This is a genomic window from Citrobacter sp. RHBSTW-00570, assembly GCF_013739755.1.
In the GTDB taxonomy this organism is placed as follows: Bacteria; Pseudomonadota; Gammaproteobacteria; order Enterobacterales; family Enterobacteriaceae; genus Citrobacter; species Citrobacter braakii.
In genome coordinates this window covers 2,526,856-2,545,054 of the sequence record NZ_CP056399.1, presented here as the reverse complement: position 1 = coordinate 2,545,054, position 18,199 = coordinate 2,526,856, and the positions used below count along the sequence as shown (strand labels likewise).

Below are 18,199 nucleotides of genomic sequence, written 5' to 3'. Positions count from 1 at the left end.
CAGATGAATTAATAATACATCTTTTATTTTTACAATTGGTAACACTTAAGCAACATGTAATTCCCTCATCACGCCGCGTTATTGCGCTTTTTTATCTATTCTTTCAGTCAATATTCCCAAAACTTTTCAATAGTTTCTAAAAAGAACTCGCGCGGCGCTGTGTGCGTTTATTTCTTTTTCATGAACGGCATGGGCATGGAGAATAATATGTCAGCATCAAATGAGAAAAATAATCGTTATCTTTTAACTGACTGGAAACCGGAGAACCCCGCCTTTTGGGAAAACAAAGGTAAGCATATTGCACGCAGAAACCTCTGGATATCAGTAAGTTGTCTGTTGCTGGCGTTCTGCGTCTGGATGTTGTTCAGCGCCGTGGCCGTCAATCTGAATAAAATTGGTTTTAATTTCACCACTGACCAACTGTTTTTATTAACAGCATTGCCTTCTCTTTCTGGCGCAATATTGCGCGTCCCCTACTCCTTTATGGTACCTATATTTGGTGGGCGCCGGTGGACCATTTTTAGCACGATTATTCTGGTTATTCCCTGCGTCTGGCTCGGTTTTGCCGTGCAAAATAACGCTACTCCGTTTGGCGTATTTATTATCATTGCGCTGATGTGTGGTTTTGCGGGCGCAAACTTTGCCTCCAGCATGGGTAATATCAGCTTTTTCTTCCCCAAAGCGAAACAAGGCAGCGCATTAGGCGTTAACGGTGGTCTCGGCAACCTTGGCGTCAGCGTGATGCAGTTGATCGCGCCGCTGGTGATCTTTCTGCCTATCTTTACCTTTTTGGGCGTACAGGGCGTACCGCAGGCCGACGGCTCGTTATTGTCGCTGGCCAATGCCGCATGGATTTGGGTTCCGTTACTGCTGATAGCCACCTTAGCAGCAGGCATGGGAATGAACGATATTGCCAGTTCGAAGGCCTCAATTGCTTCCCAGTTGCCGGTCCTCAAACGTTTTCATCTGTGGTTATTAAGCCTGCTGTATCTCGCCACCTTCGGTTCATTTATCGGCTTTTCGGCAGGCTTTGCCATGCTGGCGAAAACTCAGTTCCCGGACGTGAATATCCTGCAACTGGCGTTCTTCGGCCCCTTCATCGGCGCTCTTGCGCGATCGGCAGGCGGCGTGATCTCTGACAAATTCGGTGGTGTGCGCGTCACGTTAATTAACTTCATCTTTATGGCGTTGTTTAGCGCCCTGCTGTTCCTCACCCTGCCTGGGTCAGGCGAAGGAAACTTTGTCGCCTTCTACCTGGTGTTTATGGGCTTGTTCCTGACTGCGGGTCTGGGAAGCGGCTCAACCTTCCAGATGATCGCGGTGATCTTTCGCAAAATCACCATATACCGGGTCAAGCTGCACGGCGGTACTGAAGAACAGGCCCAACGTGAGGCGGTAACCGATACCGCTGCCGCCCTGGGATTCATCTCTGCTATTGGCGCTGTGGGGGGCTTCTTCATCCCCAAAGCGTTTGGTTCATCGCTGGCGCTGACCGGCTCTCCGGTGGGCGCAATGAAAATATTCCTCGTGTTTTACATCGTCTGCGTGCTGGTGACCTGGCTGGTCTATGGCCGTAAATCACAAAAAAAATAACAAAATGGATACCGCAGGATCGGACAGTTCGATAGGCCGGATAAGGCGTTAACCGCCATCCGGCCTACCGTTCGATTCACCGTCGGCAATATTCTCAAAGCAGGAGTTATGTCATGAGTAAACTGTTCGATCGCTTTCGCTACTTTAAACAAAAGGGCGATACGTTTGCCGATGGGCATGGGCAAGTGATGCACACCAACCGGGACTGGGAAGACAGCTATCGTCAGCGCTGGCAGTTCGACAAAATTGTGCGTTCTACCCACGGCGTTAACTGTACCGGCTCATGCAGTTGGAAAATCTACGTCAAAAACGGACTGGTGACCTGGGAAACGCAGCAAACCGATTACCCGCGTACCCGCCCTGACCTGCCAAATCATGAACCCCGTGGCTGCCCGCGCGGTGCCAGCTACTCCTGGTATCTTTACAGCGCCAACCGTCTGAAATATCCCCTGGTGCGTAAACGACTGATCGAACTGTGGCGCGACGCCCTGTCCCGCCAGCCCGATCCGGTGCTGGCCTGGGAATCCATTATGAACGACCCGCAAAAATGCCAGAGCTACAAGCAGGTACGCGGGCGCGGTGGTTTTATCCGTTCCAACTGGAAAGAGCTTAATCAGCTCATTGCTGCCGCCAACGTCTGGACGGTGAAAACCTATGGCCCGGATCGCGTGGCCGGGTTCTCCCCGATCCCTGCTATGTCGATGGTCTCCTATGCCGCAGGCACACGTTATCTTTCGCTACTGGGCGGAACCTGCCTGAGCTTCTATGACTGGTACTGCGACTTACCGCCTGCATCACCGATGACCTGGGGCGAACAGACCGATGTTCCAGAATCCGCCGACTGGTATAACTCCAGCTACATCATCGCCTGGGGGTCAAACGTGCCGCAGACCCGTACCCCGGATGCGCACTTTTTTACTGAAGTACGCTACAAAGGCACCAAGACGATTGCCATTACGCCGGATTACTCGGAAGTCGCTAAACTGTGCGACCAGTGGCTGGCACCCAAGCAAGGAACAGACAGCGCGTTGGCGATGGCGATGGGCCACGTCATCCTGAAAGAATTCCACCTCGACAATCCAAGCGATTACTTCATCAATTACTGTCGTCGCTATACCGATATGCCGATGCTGGTTTTGCTGGATGCCCGGGAAGATGGCAGCTACGTGCCAGGGCGCATGATGCGCGCCTCAGATCTTGTCGATGGTCTGGGCGAAAGTAACAATCCGGAGTGGAAAACCGTGGCCTTTAACACTGCTGGCGAACTGGTGGTCCCGAACGGGTCTATCGGTTTTCGCTGGGGCGAGAAAGGTAAATGGAACCTGGAGCCACTGGCGGCTGGCGCTGAAACAGAACTTTCCCTCTCGCTGCTCGGTCAGCATGATGAAGTGACCGGCGTGGCATTCCCCTACTTCGGCGGTAACGAAAACCCACATTTTCGCAGCGTGAAACAGGAACCCGTGCTGATTCGTCAACTGCCGGTAAAACATCTTACCCTCGCCGACGGCAGCCGTTGCCCGGTGGTAAGCGTCTATGATCTGGTGCTGGCGAATTACGGCCTCGACCGTGGTCTGGATGACGCTCATAGCGCGCAAGATTACAGCGAAGTGAAAGCCTACACCCCGGCCTGGGGAGAGCAAATTACCGGTGTACCTCGTCGTCATATCGAACAAATCGCCCGTGAGTTTGCCGATACGGCGCACAAAACCCATGGCCGTTCGATGATTATCCTCGGGGCTGGCGTCAACCACTGGTATCACATGGATATGAACTACCGTGGAATGATTAACATCCTCGTGTTCTGCGGTTGTGTGGGACAAAGCGGCGGCGGCTGGGCGCACTATGTGGGTCAGGAGAAACTGCGTCCGCAAACTGGTTGGTTGCCGCTGGCCTTTGCGCTGGACTGGAACCGCCCGCCGCGTCAGATGAACAGCACCTCGTTTTTCTACAATCACTCCAGCCAGTGGCGTTATGAAAAACTCACCGCTCAGGAACTCCTCTCTCCGCTGGCTGACGCGTCGAAGTTTAGCGGACATTTGATCGACTTTAACGTGCGGGCAGAAAGAATGGGCTGGCTGCCGTCCGCACCGCAGCTCAACCTCAACCCTCTGACCGTCAAAGCAAAGGCAGAACAAGCGGGAGTGTCGCCTGCGCAATACACTGCACAGGCGCTGAAATCGGGTGAAATTCGTTTTGCCTGCGAGCAGCCGGATAGTGGTAACAACCATCCGCGTAATCTCTTCGTCTGGCGCTCTAACCTGCTCGGCTCCTCCGGTAAAGGGCATGAATACATGCTCAAGTATCTACTGGGTACCGAAAGCGGGATCCAGGGGGAAGCGCTCGGTTCAAGCGAAGGTATTAAACCTGAAGAGGTGGAATGGCAGTCCGCGGCGATAGAGGGCAAGCTTGATCTGCTGGTAACGCTCGATTTCCGTATGTCGAGTACCTGCCTGTTCTCCGATGTCGTTTTGCCGACCGCCACCTGGTATGAAAAAGACGATATGAACACCTCGGATATGCATCCGTTTATTCACCCGCTGTCGGCGGCGGTCGATCCTGCGTGGGAATCGAAGAGCGACTGGGAAATTTATAAAGGCATCGCCAAAGTCTTCTCTGAGGTTTGCGTCGGGCACCTTGGGCAAGAAACGGATGTGGTATTACAACCGCTGCAACACGACTCCCCGGCAGAGCTGGCGCAGCCGTTTGACATTCAGGACTGGCGTAAAGGCGAATGCGATCTCCTCCCGGGGAAAACGGCGCCCAATATTGCCGTTGTGGAACGTGACTATCCCGCCACCTACGAACGCTTCACTTCGCTCGGTCCGCTAATGGACAAGCTCGGTAACGGCGGGAAAGGTATTACGTGGAATACCCAGGCGGAGGTCGATTTCCTCGGCAAGCTGAACTACACCAAACGCGAAGGCCCGGCGAAAGGCCGACCACTGATAGACACCGCGCTGGATGCGTCTGAGGTGATCCTCGCCCTGGCACCGGAAACGAACGGTCAGGTGGCGGTGAAAGCCTGGGAAGCGCTGGGAGCGATGACCGGACGCGACCATACGCATCTGGCGTTGAACAAAGAAGACGAGAAAATCCGTTTTCGCGATATTCAGGCGCAGCCGCGCAAAATCATCTCCAGCCCCACCTGGTCCGGGCTGGAAAGTGAACATGTCTCCTATAACGCAGGCTATACCAACGTCCACGAGCTGATCCCGTGGCGTACCCTGTCCGGTCGCCAACAGTTGTACCAGGATCACGCGTGGATGCGAGCCTTTGGTGAAAGTCTGGTGGCATATCGTCCGCCTATCGATACCCGTAGCGTCAGCAATATGCGCGAAGTTCCGCCTAATGGCTTCCCGGAAAAAGCGCTCAACTTCCTGACTCCGCATCAGAAATGGGGGATCCACTCTACCTACAGCGAAAACCTGCTGATGCTGACGCTGTCGCGCGGCGGCCCCATTGTCTGGATCAGTGAGACCGATGCTAAAGAGCTGGGCATTGAGGATAACGACTGGATTGAAGCCTTTAACGCCAACGGCGCGCTCACCGCGCGGGCTGTGGTGAGTCAGCGCGTGCCGCCGGGAATGACCATGATGTATCACGCTCAGGAGCGAATCATGAATATCCCTGGCTCGGAAGTCACTGGTATGCGCGGCGGGATCCACAACTCAGTCACCCGCGTCTGCCCGAAACCCACGCACATGATCGGCGGCTATGCGCAACTGGCATACAGCTTCAACTATTACGGCACAGTCGGCTCTAACCGCGATGAGTTCATCATGATTAGAAAAATGAAAAATATTAACTGGCTGGATGATGAAGGTCGCGATCAGGTACAGGAGGCGAAAAAATGAAAATACGCTCACAGGTAGGCATGGTTCTTAATCTGGATAAGTGCATCGGCTGCCACACCTGCTCCGTCACCTGTAAAAACGTCTGGACCGGACGTGAAGGGATGGAATATGCGTGGTTTAACAACGTTGAGACCAAGCCAGGCATTGGCTATCCGAAAAACTGGGAAGATCAGGAAGAGTGGCAAGGCGGCTGGATTCGCGATGTTAACGGGAAGATAAGGCCGCGCCTGGGCGGCAAGATGGGCGTTATCACCAAAATTTTTGCTAACCCAGTGATCCCGCAAATCGATGATTATTACGAACCCTTTACCTACGATTATCAGCATCTGCATAGCGCGCCGGAAAGCAAGAATCAGCCCACCGCACGTCCGCGTTCGCTGATAGATGGCAAACGGATGGACAAGATTATCTGGGGCCCTAACTGGGAAGAGTTGCTCGGCGGTGAGTTCTCAAAACGTGCCCGCGACCGTAACTTTGAGAAAATGCAAAAGGAGATGTACGGGCAATTCGAAAACACCTTCATGATGTATTTACCGCGCTTGTGCGAACACTGCCTGAACCCAAGCTGTGTCGCCACCTGCCCGAGCGGTGCCATCTATAAGCGTGAAGAAGACGGCATCGTGTTGATCGACCAGGATAAATGTCGTGGCTGGCGCTTGTGCATCAGCGGTTGTCCGTACAAAAAAATCTACTTTAACTGGAAGAGCGGTAAATCAGAGAAGTGCATTTTCTGCTACCCGCGTATTGAGTCCGGCCAGCCGACGGTATGTTCGGAAACCTGCGTGGGGCGCATCCGCTATCTTGGCGTATTGCTGTATGACGCCGACCGCATCGAAGAAGCAGCCAGCACCGAGCATGAGACCGATCTCTACGAGCGTCAGTGCGATGTGTTCCTCAATCCACACGACCCGGCGGTCATTGAAGAGGCGTTAAAACAAGGTATTCCGCACAACGTCATCGAAGCGGCCCAACGTTCGCCCGTTTACAAGATGGCGATGGACTGGAAGCTGGCGCTGCCGCTGCACCCGGAATACCGCACCCTGCCGATGGTCTGGTATGTACCGCCGTTGTCGCCGATTCAGTCGGTCGCTGACGCGGGGGGACTGCCGCACAATGGCAACATTCTGCCAGCGGTTGAATCACTGCGAATTCCGGTTCAGTACCTTGCCAACATGCTTAGCGCGGGCGATACCGGTCCGGTACTGCGCGCGCTAAAACGAATGATGGCCATGCGCCATTATATGCGTTCTCAAACCGTAGAAGGCGTAACGGACACCCGCGCGATTGAGGAAGTGGGTCTGACCGTTGAGCAGGTTGAAGAGATGTATCGCTATCTGGCCATCGCCAACTATGAAGACCGCTTCGTGATCCCGACCAGCCACCGTGAAATGGCGCGTGATGCGTTCCCGGAGAAAAACGGTTGCGGATTTACCTTTGGCGACGGCTGCCATGGTTCAGATACCAAATTCAACCTGTTTAACAGCAGCCGTATTGACGCCATCGACATCACCGAAGTGCGCGATAACGCGGAGGGTGAATAATGCAAATCCTGAAGGTTATCGGCCTGCTGATGGAATATCCCGACGAGTTGCTGTGGGAGTGTAAAGACGAGGCGCTGGCGCTTGTGGCCAGCGATGCCCCAATGCTTACCGAATTTAGCCAGGGGCTGCTCAATGCGCCATTACTGGATAAACAAGCCGAATGGTGTGAGATATTTGACCGGGGCCGGGCCACCTCTCTGCTGCTGTTTGAGCACGTGCACGCCGAGTCTCGCGATCGGGGCCAGGCGATGGTTGATCTGTTGGCGCAGTACGAAAAGGTCGGACTGCAGCTCGACTGCCGCGAACTGCCGGATCATCTGCCGCTGTATCTTGAGTACTTAAGCGTGTTGCCGGAAGCGGAGGCCAAAGAAGGATTGCAGAACGTCGCACCGATTCTGGCGCTGCTGGGTGGGCGTTTGAAACAGCGTGATACGCCGTGGTATCAACTGTTTGACGCCCTGCTATTGCTTGCCGGAAGCCCTCTTTCAAGTGACAGTGTCACTAAACAGGTTGGCACGGAAACCCGCGACGATACCCGACAGGCGCTGGATGCCGTCTGGGAAGAGGAACAGGTGAAGTTTATCGAGGATAACGCCACCGCCTGTGACAGTTCACCGTTACAAAACTATCAACGACGCTTTAGCCAGGACGTGGCACCTCAGTATGTCGACGTCAGCGCGGGAGGCCCGAAATGATACAGTACCTGAACGTCTTTTTTTACGATATCTACCCGTACCTGTGCGGCACGGTATTTATCCTCGGCAGTTGGCTACGCTATGACTACGGGCAATACACCTGGCGAGCCTCTTCCAGCCAGATGCTGGACAAACGCGGCATGGTGTTATGGTCAAACCTGTTCCACATCGGCATTCTGGGGATCTTTTTCGGGCACCTGTTTGGCATGTTAACCCCGCACTGGATGTATGCCTGGTTCCTGCCGATTGCGGTGAAGCAGCAGATGGCGATGATCGCCGGTGGGCTCTGTGGCGTGCTGACGCTGGTCGGTGGCGCTGGCTTGCTGGTACGTCGTTTGACCAATCCGCGCATTCGTGCAACCTCCTCCACTGCCGATATCCTGATCCTCTGCGTTCTGCTGATTCAGTGTATCCTCGGCTTAACCACCATCCCATTCTCTGCGCAGCATCCTGACGGCAGTGAAATGCTGAAACTGGTAGGTTGGGCGCAGTCGGTGGTGACCTTCCAGGGCGGCGCGTCTGCGCATCTGGATGGCGTGGCATTGATTTTCCGTGTGCATCTGGTTCTGGGGATGACTATCTTCCTGCTGTTCCCGTTCACACGCCTGGTTCACGTGTGGAGCGCGCCGTTTGAGTACTTTACCCGCCGCTATCAAATAGTGCGTTCACGCCGATAAATCCGCATTGAAATGTCGGGTGACGACACGCCTTATCCGGCCTACAACCAGGCACCGTAGGCCGGATAAGATAGCGATCATCGCCATCCGGCATTTTGCACGTTATGATGCTTCTCCATTCCAGGGAGAACGTTAATGAAACCACAGGTTTACCACGTCGATGCCTTTACCTCGGTACCCTTTCGCGGCAATTCAGCAGGCGTGGTTTTGCATGCTGACGGACTGAGCGAAGCGCAGATGCAACTCATTGCTCGCGAGCTGCGTCATTCGGAAATCGCTTTCCTGCTGACCAGCGACGACAGCGATGTTCGCATCCGCTATTTCACGCCGACGGTAGAAGTTCCTATCTGTGGGCATGCTACCGTCGCTGCACATTATGTGCGGGCAAACGTGCTTGGCTTGGGCAACAGTACAGTCTGGCAAACCTCGCTGGCTGGTCGTCATCGGGTGGATATCGAAGCTACCGGGAAAGACTATCGTATCAGCCTTGAGCAAGGCGTACCCGGATTTGAACCTCCGCTGGAAGGGGCTATTCGTAGTGCGATTATCGAGGCCCTACACCTGAGCGAAGACGATATGCTGGCAGGCTTGCCGATTCAGGTTGCTACCACCGGGCATTCGAAAGTGATGATTCCGCTCAAGCCCGAGGTGGACCTCGACGCCCTTTCCCCTGATTTGCAGGCTTTGACAGCCATCAGCCAACAAATTGGCTGTAACGGCTTCTTTCCTTTTCAAATCCGCCCGGGCGAAAACGCCACCGATGGCCGCATGTTTTCGCCTGCAATTGGGATTGTGGAAGACCCGGTTACCGGCAATGCCAACGGTCCAATGGGCGCGTGGTTGGTTCACCATGGGCTGATAGCGCATGATGGGAAAACGTTACGTGTTCAGGGACATCAGGGCCGTGCGCTCGGGCGCGACGGTATTGTTGATGTGACGGTGACTATCCGTGATAACCAGCCAGAAAAAGTCACCATTACCGGTTCGGCGGTGATCCTGTTTCACGCAGAATGGACGATAGATTTTTAATTGTTCCCGGAGGCCGGATAAGGCGATTACGCCAATCCGGCACTAATTCCGATGCCCCTATTTCCCCGCCTCCGGATGCGTATCAAACGCCGCCATTACCGTCGCCAGCTCATCCTGGGTAAACCCATGCTTCACGTCCTCCACGCCCAGGCCAAACCGCTCCTGCAACAAAGCATACAGACTGGCGACGTCAGGTAGATTAATCTGTTCTACCGCGTGTCCATCCTGATAATGGGTGAAATGAAAATTGGTTAACGTTAATTTCCCGCCGTCAGGCAGATGACGACACATCAGCAAATGATGGCGAAAATGTGATTGCGGCCAGTGAGCGGACCAGAAGTTGCCTATCAGATAATCGCTCTGATGCTGTACGACCAGGTCGAAACGGTACATTGATTGCCAGTGTTCGTGATGACAGAACTGTAGGATCCAGTCTTCACCTTCCTGAATCAGCCGATATTCGCCGTGTGGTGTCTTCTGCTCAACATTCGCCTGCAGACGAATCGGCGCCGTCAGCGTTTGCCCGCCGAAGCCAACGTCGGCGATCCACTGCTCTCCCTGCAACTCAACCAGCAACAGACGATGCGTGCGTGGTGGCAGGCTTGACGGGTTCGCCAGTACCACACGTCCGAGCAGACTGCGTACGGTAAAACCGATTTCGCGTAGCGCTCGCTCAAATACTCCGTTCTGTTCAAAACAATAGCCGCCGCGACGCGCCGTCACCAGCTTCTCCTCCAAAGACAAATCGTCAAGCTGCATCTCTCTTGGAAGCAATACATCCAGGTTTTCAAAAGGTATGGCGGCGTTGTGCAGTAAATGCAGCGCCCGTAAGGTTTCAATGTTGACCCTGGCCAAATCTGACCAGCCAATACGGGCAAAATAAGCGGTTAAAAAAGGCGTCATACGGAGTTCCTGTTCAATTAATGCAGTACTTATAACGCATTTTTAATTTTGCGCCGTCGATTTTGTGCGTTGTTCCTCCAGACGAGGCGACAAAATCGCTAATACCGTTAATATCTATGTTTATTGTGGTGTGTTATCTCTCAGCCAAGGAGCATCCATGAGCCATTTTCGTCCGATCGAATTAAAACATGCCAGTCGGTTGCTAAATCACGGCCCAACGATATTAATCACCAGCCGGGATGAGCATACCGAGCGGCGAAATGTGATGGCTGCCGCGTGGTCAATGCCCGTGGAGTTTGAACCACCGCGGATCGCGATTGTTGTCGACAAGACCGCCTGGTCACGTGAGCTCATTGAACGTAGCGGCAAATTCGGCATCGTTATTCCGGGCGTTGCCGCCGCCAACTGGACCTGGGCCGTAGGCAGCGTTTCCGGTCGTGTGGAAGATAAATTCAACTGCTACGGCATTCCCGTGGTGCAGGGACCGGTACTGGGTTTACCGCTGATTGAAGCAAAATGTCTGGCCTGGATGGAGTGCCGCCTGTTGCCTGCCACTGCGGCACAGGAAAAATATGACACGCTGTTTGGTGAAGTGGTCTCGGCTGCCGCTGATGAGCGAGCCTTCGTGGAAGGACGCTGGCAGTTTGATGATGGCAAGCTCAATACCCTGCATCACCTTGGGGCCGGAACGTTTGTCTCCAGTGGAAAACTCATAACAGCAGCTGAATAATGGCACGACAAAACGGGCGGGAAATCCGCCCGTTTTGTCTTACATGCTGTAGCCGGGTTTTTTAATCAACCTGGCCATCTGCGGCGCAATCTCCACATCCCACACGCCCTGCCACGCCTCGGGTTCAATTTCATTAAGCGCCACGCTCACTGAACTGTCTTTGCTTTGCAAATGACGAATAATGACGTCGGTAATATCCGCCGCCAGCGCGGATTTTTGTTCGTCGTTCAGGTCGCGAGGAAAACATTTGATATCGACGTGCGGCATAGCAGATTCCTTATTGTTTTGGGATGCAGGTAACTTATGCGGATTCTCGTTCCACCAGCTGAAATCCAACATCAATAATATCGTCTTCACGCGGAATTTGTTCGATACGATCGGCAAGCAGAGAGGCGGCGCGTTGTCCAATAGCCCGTCTGTCGACGCTGACGGTGGTGATGGCAGGTCGGTTACTGGCGGCAAAGTCGAGATCGCCAAAACCGATTACCGCTAATTCCTGCGGCACGCGTAGACCACGGCTTTCGGCTTCCATGATCGCCCCCTGGGCTAACGTATCTGAGCTACAGACGATGACATCAAACGCGCGTTCAGCCAATAGCTGTGCCAACCCGCTACGCCCCAATGCCAGAGAGGCAGGAAGCGGGACATCCACCTGTGTGCAAGCCGCGATACCATGACGACTCAGCGCATCGCACAGTCCTTGTTTACGCTGGCCTGCCCGGCGATCGGCGGTCCATAGCAAACCAGGACGGCGATACCCTTTGTCCAGCAAATAGTCTGCTACCGCCTGCCCGACTTTTTCATGCGAAAACCCCACCAGCATATCGATGGGCGTTGGCGTTAAATCCCATATTTCCACGACCGGGATGGCCGCATTAAGAATCACCTTTTTCAGCTCGGCGGTATGATGGATACCGGTGAGCACTACACCATCCGGGCGACGAGAAAGCAGCGTCGCCACCAGCTCAGCCTCTGTTTGCGGCGTATAACCCGACACGCAGAGCAAGATGTGGTATCCGCGTTCAGCCAGTTCATCGCTTAATGACTGGATGGTATCGACAAACATATTGTTGTTAATTTGTGGGACAACCACAGCAATAAGCTTACTGCGACGCGACGCCAGCCCCCCGGCCAGCGCGTTGGGAATATAGCCAGTGGCGCGTACCGCCTGCATCACTTTTTCTACTGTTCTCGGGCGCACCAGTTGCGGGGTATTCAACGCCCTGCTCACCGTCATGGGCGACAATCCCGCGGTACGGGCAACATCTTCCAGCGTGGGTGCGCGCGGAGGTCTGGGATTTTTCACTGTCGATGCCCTTGTCAAAAATCGCTGATTTATCCTGGCATTATTCATCATGATTTCGGCTATTTCCAGCGCCCCTCTACGATAACGCTGAGAAAACAGCAGCTTAGTTAATTAGCGCCATCTGAAATGATAGCGCCATCATAATGACTTGTGCATTTACCCATAAAGTATTGGGATGTGATGCTGTTTACAAGTTACTGCCCTTTTGTCTCAGTATTTGTGAGCGATTGTTCAAAACGCATTCAATTCGCTGGCGCAATGATTGCGCTAACACTAAAAATGTTAGCGCAATCATTTGTTATCACCAGGAGAGATTAAAATGTCATTAAGTGCGAATTCCGATGCCGTAACGTATGCCAAATCAGCCAATGCAAAAACCGCGGCTGAAACCGGCGACCGTATCGAGTGGGTTAAGCTGTCCCTGGCTTTCCTTCCCCTGGCAACACCCGTGAGCGATGCCAAAGTGCTGACCGGTCGCCAGAAACCCCTAACCGAAGTTGCCATTATTATCGCGGAGATCCGCAGTCGCGACGGGTTTGAAGGCGTTGGATTTAGTTACTCCAAACGGGCTGGCGGCCAGGGAATCTATGCTCATGCCAAAGAAATTGCCGATAACCTGTTAGGCGAAGATCCAAACGATATCGACAAGATCTACACCAAGCTGCTGTGGGCTGGCGCTTCCGTAGGGCGCAGCGGCATGGCGGTTCAGGCTATCTCCCCTATCGATATCGCCTTGTGGGATATGAAGGCCAAGCGTGCAGGGTTGCCGCTGGCAAAACTATTGGGTGCACACCGGGACTCCGTGCAGTGTTACAACACCTCCGGCGGATTCCTGCATACGCCGCTGGATCAGGTGCTCAAAAACGTCGTTATTTCCCGTGAAAACGGCATTGGCGGCATCAAACTCAAGGTTGGTCAGCCAAACTGCGCCGAGGATATTCGCCGCTTAACCGCGGTGCGTGAAGCGCTGGGCGATGACTTCCCGCTGATGGTCGATGCCAATCAGCAGTGGGATCGAGAAACCGCCATTCGTATGGGGCGAAAAATGGAGCAGTTCAATCTGATCTGGATTGAAGAGCCGCTGGATGCCTACGATGTGGAAGGTCACGCCCAACTGGCCGCCGCGCTTGATACCCCGATTGCTACCGGTGAAATGCTGACCAGCTTCCGCGAACATGAACAGTTGATCCTCGGTAATGCCAGTGATTTTGTGCAGCCCGATGCACCGCGTGTGGGGGGAATTTCACCGTTTCTGAAAATTATGGACCTGGCGGCAAAACACGGTCGCAAACTGGCTCCGCACTTTGCCATGGAAGTTCACCTGCATCTGTCCGCCGCTTACCCGCTTGAGCCATGGTTGGAACATTTCGAATGGCTGAACCCGTTATTTAATGAACAGCTTGAGCTGCGCGATGGGCGGATGTGGGTTTCCGACCGTCACGGTCTGGGGTTCAGCATCAGCGAGCAGACACGCCGCTGGACGCAATTAACCTGCGAGTTTGGTAAACGTCCTTAATTTATTTGGCGGGTAAGTAATACCCGCCCTCTTCCCTACAGAAACGCTCTCAACCTTATGAAAGGAGTGGGTGATGAACACAATAATAAAGCGCACAAAAGTGCGTTACGGTATTTTGATATTTCTGTTTCTTGCCACCGTATTTAATTACGCCGATCGCGCGACGTTATCCGTCGTGGCTCCGATTATGAGCAAAGAATTAGGTTTTGATCCCGAAGCAATGGGGCTGGCCTTTTCTGCCTTCGGTATTTCTTATGTCATTATGCAATTGCCTGGCGGCTGGCTACTTGATCGCTACGGTTCTCGTCTGGTATACGGCTGCGCCCTCATTGGCTGGTCACTGGTGACCATGTTTCAGGGCACCATTTATCTGTACGCCAGTCCACTTGTGGTATTGATTATCTTACGTTTACTGATGGGTGCCATTGAGGCTCCGGCCTTTCCTGCCAACAGCCGATTAAGCGTGCAGTGGTTTCCTAATAACGAACGAGGATTTGTCACCTCAGTTTACCAGGCCGCGCAATATATCTCGTTAGGGGTAATTACACCGTTAATGACGATTATTTTGCATAATCTCAGCTGGCACTTTGTTTTTTATTACATCGGGGCGATTGGCGTTATTCTTGGCATCTTCTGGCTGGTAAAAATCAGAGATCCTATGCATCATCCGAAGGTAAACCAGCAGGAAATTGACTATATCCGGGAAGGCGGTGGCGAACCGTCGCTGGGAAATAAAAAAGAGCCACAGAAGATTACCTTTGCGCAAATAAAAAGCGTCTGCGTCAACCGCATGATGATTGGCGTTTACATCGGGCAGTTCTGCGTGACGTCAATCACCTGGTTCTTCCTGACCTGGTTTCCTACCTATCTGTATCAGGCTAAAGGAATGTCGATCCTTAAAGTGGGGTTTGTCGCCAGTATTCCTGCTATTGCCGGTTTTATCGGTGGATTGTTAGGGGGCGTTTTTTCAGACTGGCTATTAAAACGCGGCTACAGCCTGACGGTTGCTCGTAAGCTACCCGTTATCTGCGGAATGTTACTTTCCTGTGTCATCGTTATCGCTAACTACACCTCGTCAGAATTTGTGGTTATCGCGGCGATGAGTCTGGCATTTTTCGCCAAAGGCTTTGGCAATCTGGGATGGTGCGTACTTAGCGATACTTCCCCAAAAGAAGTGCTCGGCATTGCTGGCGGCGTATTCAATATGTGCGGCAATATGGCGAGTATTATCACGCCGCTGGTGATTGGCGTCATTCTGGCGAACACCCAGTCATTCGATTACGCCATTTTGTACGTCGGTTCGATGGGGCTGATTGGCCTGATTTCTTATCTGTTTATCGTGGGGCCACTGGATCGTATTACGCTGAACCCGTCCGTCGCGTAATGTAAGCTTATGGCGATAGTTCGCCCGCTGTTCCGGGATTTGCACTCCTGCGGAACAGCGTTTTTTTTCAAATAATCTTATTATTTTTCAGTACAGTACGCAGTCGCGGGTGCTGGCAAACCGCGTCAGCGATGGCGCTGATATTGGGCGTGTTGTCCTGAAACCAGTCATGCCCCGGCCCCCAGGTGCGCATAACGGCAATATAAACGTCCAGCAGTGTTAGCTGATCGCCAAACGCGTACGGCTCAGCGCTTAGCTGGTCGTTCAGCCACATATAAAGCGATTTGCGGTACTCAATACAGTTCTTTTTCAACTGCGCCGCGGCGTCTGGTACCCAGCGTTGTGGATAATCGGCATAGGTAAACGTTGGATAGACATTTGCCACCAGCCATATCAACAGACGCTGAAACTGCTGGCGCTCAGCGTGCCCAACGGGTGGCGCAAGTTCAGGACAACGATCGAGGATCATCAGGGCGATCGCCGCCGTTTCCGTCATCACGTTACCATTTTCCAGTATCAGTGTGGGCACCTGGCACAACGGATTCATTTTTTTAAGCAACTCCCGCGAAGGCCCGTCGCGGTCAAAACCATCCACATCAATAAAGCTGTAAGGGATCTCCGCCAGTGTGAGCATCACTTCACTGATGGCCGATCCCCAGCCCGGCACCCCATAGACCTTAATCATGCTGCAACCCCCCAAAGTTAAAACACTAAGTGTAGAGCAGCATTCGTCAGTCTATGCAGGCCTGCCTATCTTTCCCTGCAAGTTCACAGCACTTTCGACAAGAACTGCTGGGTGCGCGTGTGGCGTGGATGATTCAGCACCTGCTCGCTGCTGCCCTGCTCGACAATTTTGCCATCGACCATAAACACCACCTGATCCGCCACTTCCCGGGCGAACCCAATCTCGTGCGTCACAACAACCAGCGTGGTTCCCGACTGCGCCAGTGCTTTGATGACATCCAGAACTTCGCCTACCAGTTCAGGATCCAGCGCAGAAGTGGGTTCATCAAACAGCATAACGCGTGGATTTAGCGCCAGCGCACGGGCTATAGCGATACGCTGCTGCTGACCGCCGGAGAGATGACGCGACCAGGCATCGGCTTTATTACGCAAGCCAACGGCATCAAGCAGAGTTAATGCCCGCTCGGTGGCGGCTTTACGCGATGCCAGACCGTGCGCAATGGGCGCTTCAATCAAATTCTCCAGCACCGTTAAGTGCGGGAACAGATTAAAATTCTGGAACACATAGCCGACGTTAACGCGCTGGCGCAAAATTTCCGCCTCTTTCAGCTCATACAGCTTGTCTCCCTGCCGACGATAACCAATATAATCGCCATCGATTTGAATAAACCCTTCATCGACGCGCTCCAGATGGTTGATCGTCCGCAAGAGTGTGGATTTTCCTGAACCGGACGGGCCAAGAATAACCGTTACCGTTCCGGGAGGGATCTCCAGCGACACATTATCCAGCGCTTTGTGGCGACCGAAATATTTGCTGACGCCGGTAATGGAAATATGGCCTTCAGGCGAGTGGGACATGGATGGCCTCCTGCTGCGGACGTTGACGGTTGCGTTTTTCTGCACGGCTCACCCGGGCGGTATTGATTGCTGAACGTCGCTCGCTGCGGGCCAGCGCGCGTTCGACCAGGTGCTGAATTAACGACAGGACGCTGGTGATCACCAGATACCACACCGCACCCACCATCAGCAGCGGGATCACTTCCTGCGTGCGGTTGTAGATCATCTGGATGGTGTAGAACAGCTCTGGCATTGCCAGCACGTATACCATCGCCGTCCCTTTCGCCAGACTGATGATTTCATTGAAGCCAGCAGGCAAAATGGTGCGCAGCGCCTGCGGCAGAATAATCCGCAGCGTACGTCGCCATGCGGGTAAGCCCAGCGCTGCCGCTGCCTCGTACTGGCCGTGGTCAACCCCTAAAAATCCACCACGAATAATTTCAGCGGTATAGGCGCTTTGCACCAGCGTCAGGCCAACCACCGCGGTGGAAAACTGGCCGAGCACATTGATGGTCTCAAAACTGCCCCATTGAATGGGAGTAAACGGAATACCAATCGCCAGCGTGTCGTACAAATAGGAGAAGTTGTACAAAACGATGAGCACCACAATCAGCGGTAACGAACGAAACAGCCAGATGTATCCCCATGCCAGGCCGTTCAGCAACCAGGAAGATGAAAGCCGTGCCAGCGCCAGCAGACCACCGATGATAATACTCAACAGCGTACCGATAAGCGTCAGTAGCAGAGTTTGCCCAAGGCCGGACAAGATAACCGGATCAAAGAACCAACGGGCAAACACGCCCCATTCCCAGCGCGGATTAAACGCCACGGACTGGATAATCACCGCCAGGACAAACAAGGCCATGACTGCTCCTGCGGTGCGCATCGGATAGCGCGCCGGTACGACTTTAATACTCTCCGTCGTTTTCATTTTCTCTCCTCAGGCTATTCTGGCCTGACCGGCGATGGTCAACAGTTTGGTAAAGCGCAGCCGGCCATCAAACGGTGGCAGGCTGTACTCTTCGGGATCGCGCGCTGTATCAAACTGCGGATCGTAACCCTGGCTTAAATAAAGTCGCACGGCCTCTGGCTGGCGAAATCCCGTGGTCAGATAAATCCGGCTGTAGCCCGCCAGCAGCGCCCTGCGTTCCAGCTCCTGCACCACGCGCGCCGCCAGCCCCTGCTGGCGCAGGCTGCTTTTCGTCCAGATGCGCTTAATCTCGGCGGTGTCTTTGTCGTAAGGTTTGTAGGCCCCGATGGCGATAATCTCGCCGCTGCGCTCCAGTACCACGAAAAGTCCCTGCGGTGCCAGATACCATTCGGTCAGCTCCACTTCAGCGTCGCGAGAAAAATAATCGCCATAGCGGGCGGCATATTCACCGAACAGACCGTTCAAAATTGGCTGCAGCTCGCTGGCTTCAGGTGAGACCACGCGAAATTGATCGCTCAC

16 protein-coding genes are annotated in these 18,199 nt (G+C 53.7%); 9 read left to right on the top strand and 7 right to left on the bottom strand.

Translation table 11 applies throughout. The annotated features are described in order from the left end of the window. Positions 1–207: 207 nt before the first annotated feature. The 6 genes from HV237_RS12080 to HV237_RS12055 all read left to right on the top strand — a co-directional run bounded on the left by HV237_RS12080 (position 208) and on the right by HV237_RS12055 (position 9,389). A complete protein-coding gene (locus tag HV237_RS12080) occupies positions 208–1,593 on the top strand; it encodes a NarK family nitrate/nitrite MFS transporter (RefSeq protein WP_047358146.1) in 1,386 nt (461 codons plus the stop codon). A gap of 113 nt (positions 1,594–1,706) precedes the next feature. Further along, the gene (locus HV237_RS12075) at positions 1,707–5,447 is read left to right on the top strand and encodes a nitrate reductase subunit alpha (RefSeq protein WP_047358145.1); all 3,741 of its coding nucleotides are present in this window, start codon (positions 1,707–1,709) and stop codon (positions 5,445–5,447) included. Then, entirely contained in the window at positions 5,444–6,988 is a 1,545-nt protein-coding gene (narH, locus tag HV237_RS12070; RefSeq protein WP_047358144.1) for a nitrate reductase subunit beta, read from the top strand. The genes HV237_RS12075 and narH overlap by 4 nt, the downstream gene beginning before the upstream one ends. Then, a complete protein-coding gene (narW, locus tag HV237_RS12065; RefSeq protein WP_016153117.1) occupies positions 6,988–7,683 on the top strand; it encodes a nitrate reductase molybdenum cofactor assembly chaperone in 696 nt (231 codons plus the stop codon). The genes narH and narW overlap by 1 nt, the downstream gene beginning before the upstream one ends. Beyond that, a complete protein-coding gene (gene narI, locus HV237_RS12060) occupies positions 7,680–8,360 on the top strand; it encodes a respiratory nitrate reductase subunit gamma (RefSeq protein ID WP_003833047.1) in 681 nt (226 codons plus the stop codon). The genes narW and narI overlap by 4 nt, the downstream gene beginning before the upstream one ends. A gap of 135 nt (positions 8,361–8,495) precedes the next feature. Then, on the top strand, positions 8,496–9,389 hold the full coding sequence (locus HV237_RS12055; RefSeq protein WP_047358143.1) for a PhzF family isomerase: 894 nt from the start codon (positions 8,496–8,498) through the stop codon (positions 9,387–9,389). 57 nt (positions 9,390–9,446) lie between these two features. Here HV237_RS12055 and nhoA read toward each other — a convergent pair whose 3' ends face one another. Beyond that, a complete protein-coding gene (gene nhoA, locus HV237_RS12050; RefSeq protein WP_047358142.1) occupies positions 9,447–10,292 on the bottom strand; it encodes an N-hydroxyarylamine O-acetyltransferase in 846 nt (281 codons plus the stop codon). A gap of 157 nt (positions 10,293–10,449) precedes the next feature. Between nhoA and HV237_RS12045 the strand changes: the two genes are divergently transcribed. After that, positions 10,450–11,022, top strand: a complete 573-nt coding sequence (locus HV237_RS12045; protein ID WP_016156553.1) for a flavin reductase family protein — start codon at positions 10,450–10,452, stop codon at positions 11,020–11,022. A gap of 39 nt (positions 11,023–11,061) precedes the next feature. On the opposite strand, the gene pptA is transcribed toward HV237_RS12045, so the two are convergent. Both pptA and HV237_RS12035 read right to left on the bottom strand, forming a co-directional pair. After that, positions 11,062–11,289, bottom strand: coding sequence for a tautomerase PptA (pptA, locus tag HV237_RS12040; RefSeq protein ID WP_047358141.1), 228 nt, complete (start codon positions 11,287–11,289; stop codon positions 11,062–11,064). A 34-nt stretch (positions 11,290–11,323) separates the two neighbouring features. Further along, positions 11,324–12,328 carry a LacI family DNA-binding transcriptional regulator gene (locus HV237_RS12035; RefSeq protein ID WP_181541828.1) on the bottom strand — a complete coding sequence of 335 codons (1,005 nt, stop codon included), beginning with the start codon at positions 12,326–12,328 and terminating at the stop codon, positions 11,324–11,326. Positions 12,329–12,647: 319 nt separating this feature from the next. Between HV237_RS12035 and HV237_RS12030 the strand changes: the two genes are divergently transcribed. Then, positions 12,648–13,844, top strand: coding sequence for an L-talarate/galactarate dehydratase (locus HV237_RS12030; protein WP_016153126.1), 1,197 nt, complete (start codon positions 12,648–12,650; stop codon positions 13,842–13,844). A 73-nt stretch (positions 13,845–13,917) separates the two neighbouring features. Continuing rightward, positions 13,918–15,228 (top strand): MFS transporter, encoded by a 1,311-nt coding sequence (locus tag HV237_RS12025; protein WP_047358139.1) that lies wholly within the window; start codon positions 13,918–13,920, stop codon positions 15,226–15,228. A 67-nt stretch (positions 15,229–15,295) separates the two neighbouring features. Here HV237_RS12025 and HV237_RS12020 read toward each other — a convergent pair whose 3' ends face one another. The 4 genes from HV237_RS12020 to HV237_RS12005 all read right to left on the bottom strand — a co-directional run bounded on the left by HV237_RS12020 (position 15,296) and on the right by HV237_RS12005 (position 18,199). Beyond that, entirely contained in the window at positions 15,296–15,913 is a 618-nt protein-coding gene (locus tag HV237_RS12020) for a glutathione S-transferase family protein (RefSeq protein WP_016153128.1), read from the bottom strand. A gap of 83 nt (positions 15,914–15,996) precedes the next feature. Beyond that, the gene (locus HV237_RS12015; protein WP_016153129.1) at positions 15,997–16,770 is read right to left on the bottom strand and encodes an amino acid ABC transporter ATP-binding protein; all 774 of its coding nucleotides are present in this window, start codon (positions 16,768–16,770) and stop codon (positions 15,997–15,999) included. After that, on the bottom strand, positions 16,754–17,680 hold the full coding sequence (locus HV237_RS12010) for an amino acid ABC transporter permease (RefSeq protein ID WP_047358138.1): 927 nt from the start codon (positions 17,678–17,680) through the stop codon (positions 16,754–16,756). The genes HV237_RS12015 and HV237_RS12010 overlap by 17 nt, the downstream gene beginning before the upstream one ends. Before the next feature lie 9 nt (positions 17,681–17,689). After that, positions 17,690–18,199 (bottom strand): GNAT family N-acetyltransferase, encoded by a 510-nt coding sequence (locus HV237_RS12005; RefSeq protein WP_047358137.1) that lies wholly within the window; start codon positions 18,197–18,199, stop codon positions 17,690–17,692.